General features: G+C 63.0%; 6 protein-coding genes. All 6 read left to right on the top strand.

Annotated features, from left to right (window positions below; all coding sequences use genetic code 11):
- Window positions 1-305 (top strand): type II secretion system protein GspG (locus ACMLHG_RS12970; RefSeq protein ID WP_417170759.1); only part of this gene is annotated, 305 nt, incomplete at its 5' end.
- A gap of 4 nt (window positions 306-309) precedes the next feature.
- Window positions 310-738 carry a hypothetical protein gene (locus tag ACMLHG_RS12965; protein ID WP_417170758.1) on the top strand — a complete coding sequence of 143 codons (429 nt, stop codon included), beginning with the start codon at window positions 310-312 and terminating at the stop codon, window positions 736-738.
- Window positions 725-1,111 carry a type IV pilus modification PilV family protein gene (locus ACMLHG_RS12960; protein ID WP_417170757.1) on the top strand — a complete coding sequence of 129 codons (387 nt, stop codon included), beginning with the start codon at window positions 725-727 and terminating at the stop codon, window positions 1,109-1,111. The genes ACMLHG_RS12965 and ACMLHG_RS12960 overlap by 14 nt, the downstream gene beginning before the upstream one ends.
- Window positions 1,101-1,739, top strand: a complete 639-nt coding sequence (locus ACMLHG_RS12955; RefSeq protein WP_276742760.1) for a prepilin-type N-terminal cleavage/methylation domain-containing protein — start codon at window positions 1,101-1,103, stop codon at window positions 1,737-1,739. The genes ACMLHG_RS12960 and ACMLHG_RS12955 overlap by 11 nt, the downstream gene beginning before the upstream one ends.
- Window positions 1,726-2,688, top strand: a complete 963-nt coding sequence (locus ACMLHG_RS12950; RefSeq protein WP_158703747.1) for a type II secretion system protein GspK — start codon at window positions 1,726-1,728, stop codon at window positions 2,686-2,688. Before ACMLHG_RS12955 ends, ACMLHG_RS12950 begins: the two co-directional genes overlap by 14 nt.
- Before the next feature lie 20 nt (window positions 2,689-2,708).
- On the top strand, window positions 2,709-4,079 hold the full coding sequence (locus ACMLHG_RS12945; protein WP_417170756.1) for a hypothetical protein: 1,371 nt from the start codon (window positions 2,709-2,711) through the stop codon (window positions 4,077-4,079).
- Window positions 4,080-4,157: the final 78 nt, after the last annotated feature.

Here is a 4,157-nt window from a genome sequence, read left to right as displayed (position 1 = left end):
CCGGCGCCGCGAAGATGCAGATCGGCATTTTCGAGCAGTGCATTTTCGACTACCGCGTCCATATGAAAAAACTCCCGGCTTCGCTGGAGGATCTGGTGAAGAACAACTCCGGCAGCAAGCGCTGGAAGGGGCCGTACCTGAAAGGCGGCGTGATTCCACAGGACCCGTGGGGCAACGACTACATCTACAAAAAACCGGGCGACCACGGCGAATTCGACATCATCAGTTACGGCGCGGACGGCCAGCCCGGCGGCGAGGACGAGGACGCCGACATCGGCAACTGGACCGTCGTCGAGGAGGAATAACCCGTTGCGCCGCAATCGCTATACGCTTGTCGAGCTGGTCACCGTCACCGCAATTCTGCTGGTCGTGCTGGCGGTCGGAACCGCGCGGCTCAGCGTCGAGCTGCTCGACGGCGGGCCGTATCAGAAGGCCGAACAGCTCCGGCGCATCGCGGCGCTCTGCCGCCGGCAGGCGGCCGCGACCGGCAAGACGTGCGCCGTCGAGTTCGATCCGGCGAGGCGGAGGCTGTTTTTCGGGAAGGAGCAAGTCACGTATCCGCAGGAACTTCGCATTCTGCGCAACGGCGAGGAACTTCAGGAGCCGGGCATTGTGCTGCGCTTCTTCCCGGACGGCGGCGCGGCGGAGACCGCGCTCGCTTTCGAGCGCGACGGCGAAACGGCGACGTTGCGGATTTCCCCCCTGACCGGGAGCATCGTGATCGATGAAACGGAATAAGTTCACTCTGCTTGAGGTGCTTGTGGCGCTGGTGATCCTGACGCTCGGCATCGCGGGACTGCTCTGGCAGTTGTCGATTGCGGCGAACCGCGCGGCGCGCAATGCCGAAACCTGGGAGCTGACGCACGATCTGACCTCCGCCGCCGAATATCTGCTGCTGCACGGACCGGAAGCGGGGCTGAATGAGACACTGTTCTCCGGCGAATTTGAAATCGCTTACCGTTATGAAGATCCGCGTCTCCCGGCCGATACGGAAACCCGGTTCGGGCAGAAGCGGCTGCGCACCCTGGTCGTCGAAGCGTCCCGGGATGGGGAAGTGCTTGATTCGCTGCGGCTTGACTGCTGGGTAAAGGAGCGTTCCGATGGCCGTTAAGCGAACTTTCACCCTGCTTGAGATCGTTCTGGCGCTGGCGATTTTTTCGGTGATCGCGACGCTGGCCGGTTCAATCCTCTTTTCGAGTCAGCAGGGGTGGAGCGTGGTCCGGGAGAGTTCGGCGGAGCTGGAAACGCTGCAGCGGCTCGACCGGATCGCCGACACGGCGTTCCGCAACGCGATTCCGTTCCACTGGCCGGACGAAAACAACCGGAATGTGCAGCTGTTCCGCGGCAAGCCGGCCTTTCTGCGCCTCGCGTATCTGCACCGGGTGAACGACCCGGCGGAGGGCGGGCTGCGTTTCCTCGAACTCAGCCGGGAGGAGTCGGAGCTGGTTGCGCGCTACCGCCGTTATCCGATCATCGCCGACCATGACGGAGAGTGCCGACGCGAGGTGATCGCCTCCGGGGTGCGGCGCCTCGCGTTCTCCTATGCGTTCCGCGAAAACGGCGAAATCGCATGGCAGCCGGAATTCGATGCGGAGGCGGCCGAAACGATTCCCGCCGCGATCCGCATGGATGTGGAGTTTGAAAATGGGCGGCAAGTCAGTTTCCTGCGCCGGACCGCCGGAAATTCCGCGGTTTCAAGTTACGGCAAATTCCGGGAGGAGACCTATGGCAGGCGGTAGGAAACGAAGGGAACGCGGCGTCGCGCTGGTCACGGTCATGGCGCTGATCGCTTCGATCGGCGTTCTGGTCGCCTCCGCCGTCGCGATCAGCCAGTATTCGGCGGCGGAAACCGATACCTTTGCTTCCTTGCAGCGTTCCGCGCTCGAAGCGGAAAGCGCCGCCAACCGGACGCTGTGCCTGCTGCTGGCCGACCGCGCGAAGAACGCCGACCGCAGGCTCGGGGCGGAAACCGACGGGACCGCAGAGCGTTTTCTCGCCGACGGGACGGAACACACCGTCACGGCGGGCGAACGGACGGTTTCGGTGCGGATTTTCGACGCGGTTGCCGGACTTGACCTCGCCGGGCGCAATCCGGCGCGGCAGCTCACGAATCCGAAACTGGCCAAGGACGAACCGCGCGAAGAGTTGATCGCCCGGCTTGAAGATTACGCCGACTCCGACGATCTCGCGAAGCCCGGCGGCATGGAGTCGCAGCACTACCGCAGTGCGGGCGTCCCGGTGCTGCCGCGCAACCGCCCGCTGCAGTTCCGCGAGGAGCTGCTGTGGCTGCCGGGAGCCGGGAAGCTCTATTTGCCGTCCGAAAACGGCGTGCTCGACGCGATCCGCCTGATTCCGCCGGAAAAGCTGCGCGCTCTCACCGGGCGGCCGAACCTCTACGCGACTCCGGCCGCCGTGATCGCCGAACGGTGCGCGCTGACGGCTGAGGAATCGGAACAGCTTCGGAATGCGCTGGAGCTGTGGCGCAAAAAACGGCTGCCGCTTGCCGAAAGCCTGCCTCCCGGCCTTGCCGGAAAGCTGGAGATGAACTTTTCGACCCGCGAGAGCGGCGCCTATACGATTCAGGCCGACGCCTCGTCGCCGGAAAATCCGGGCGTGCGCCTCAGAGTGACCGTCCGCCCGGTGACGGGAAGCCGCAGTTTCGAGTATTACGAATTCTTTTCCTATTAACAGCCCGTAAGGAGTGTAACATGATGAAATGGATGCCTTCTGCAATAGCCGCGATTCTGGCGGCTGCGGCGGCAAACGCACTGGAGATTCCCGCCGAAGTCCGGCTCCTGTACGCCGACGAACGGCGGCAGAATCCGGGGATCTATGAGGTCGTGCCGAAATTTGAATTCCCGGAGCGGAACGGATTGGTCCGGGTCGATGTGCTGGTCTCGCGCAAGACGGAGGATGGGCGCTGGGTTTTCCGCAACCGGCTCGACCGCATCTTCCTGAAGGATGGAAAAATCGATGCCGTGCGCAGGCCGGGGGCTCCCGGCGACTTCTGGAGCGCGGCGCTGGCGGCGGAGAAGTTCCTGTACGCCGACTCCGGCGAGCAGGGGAAAAAGCTGTCGTTTTCCGAACTGGACGGCACGCCGTGCGCTCCGCCGGCGGGAAACGGCTGTCAGGCTGAAATGCGCACTCCCGGACGCTATCTGTTTCCGGTTCCGGGCGGCCGTCCGCTGTCGGGAATCTCCCCGGAAACCGTGGAGAAATTTCGCCGCCTCCCGGCGCGGGAGGAGGCCGCCTGGCTCCGGGAGCGTTTGCGCACCCTGCCGCCTCCGGCGGAAGCGGTCAGCTTGCTGAAACGGCTTGACGCCGTTGGAGAATTCTCCTATCCGTTAACTGCCGGAGAGCGCGAGGGATGGCGGAAACTGCTGCTTGAGGAACGGCTCGGAGTCATGCCGCGCCGGTTGCTCCAGCAGCAGTTGTTCCAGGCGAATTTCCTGCCGCACGAGGAGTTCGCAGCGGAGCTGCTGGCCGATCCGCTGCTCGGCAGCAGGACCGCCGAAGCCTTCGCGGAACGCAATCGCCCGGCTTTTGAAACATTGATCCTGAGGTGGAGCAGCCAACCCGATAAACAGGAAACGGCGCTGCGGTATTCGGAGTATATGGCCGACAACGCGGATTACCGGAACCGGATGCTTGCCGCCTTCCGGGAACCTGCTCCGGAACAGCTTTCGCACCTCATCCCGCTCTATGCCGGAAAACCGGCCGCAGACGGGAGCCCGGAACTGAAAAAGCTGTTGCGGGAAACGCCGTATTCGGGGAATTTCCGCCTCCTCTGCCGGGTTGCCGAATGGTGCCTGAAAACCAGGCCCGCCGCCTATGCGCCGGAGATCAAAGCCCTTCTGCACCGGGAACGCAACAATCCGGACCTGAAGCGCAGCGTGCTCTATCCGCTGCTGCTCGCCTCGCTCTGCAAAGCGAACGACCCGGAAGGTGCCGCAGAAGCAATCGCCTACCTGAAATCGCTGAAAGATCCGGCGCAGATCGAAAACGCCAAACGCATCTGGGGAAAAGGAATGACCGGTCCCATCACCCTCGACCGCATCATCCGGGAACTTCAAAAGTAAAGAAGTGTCAAATCTAAAGATACCATGTATAGGTGACAAGGATAGCGGTTTGACGATCCAGGAATATAGCGATCTGAA

This window comes from Victivallis sp. (genome assembly GCF_048170485.1).
Classification (GTDB): domain Bacteria; phylum Verrucomicrobiota; class Lentisphaeria; order Victivallales; family Victivallaceae; genus Victivallis.
The sequence above is the reverse complement of the archived record's forward strand: the minus strand, read 5'-3'. Positions and strand labels throughout refer to the sequence as shown.

What these genes read in the sequence shown, in the direction of transcription:
- ACMLHG_RS12945 (WP_417170756.1), top strand. Translation starts at nt 2,709, where the DNA reads ATGATGAAATGGATGCCTTCTGCAATAGCCGCGATTCTGGCGGCTGCG.
- ACMLHG_RS12955 (WP_276742760.1), top strand. Translation starts at nt 1,101, where the DNA reads ATGGCCGTTAAGCGAACTTTCACCCTGCTTGAGATCGTTCTGGCGCTG.
- ACMLHG_RS12960 (WP_417170757.1), top strand. Translation starts at nt 725, where the DNA reads ATGAAACGGAATAAGTTCACTCTGCTTGAGGTGCTTGTGGCGCTGGTG.
- ACMLHG_RS12950 (WP_158703747.1), top strand. Translation starts at nt 1,726, where the DNA reads ATGGCAGGCGGTAGGAAACGAAGGGAACGCGGCGTCGCGCTGGTCACG.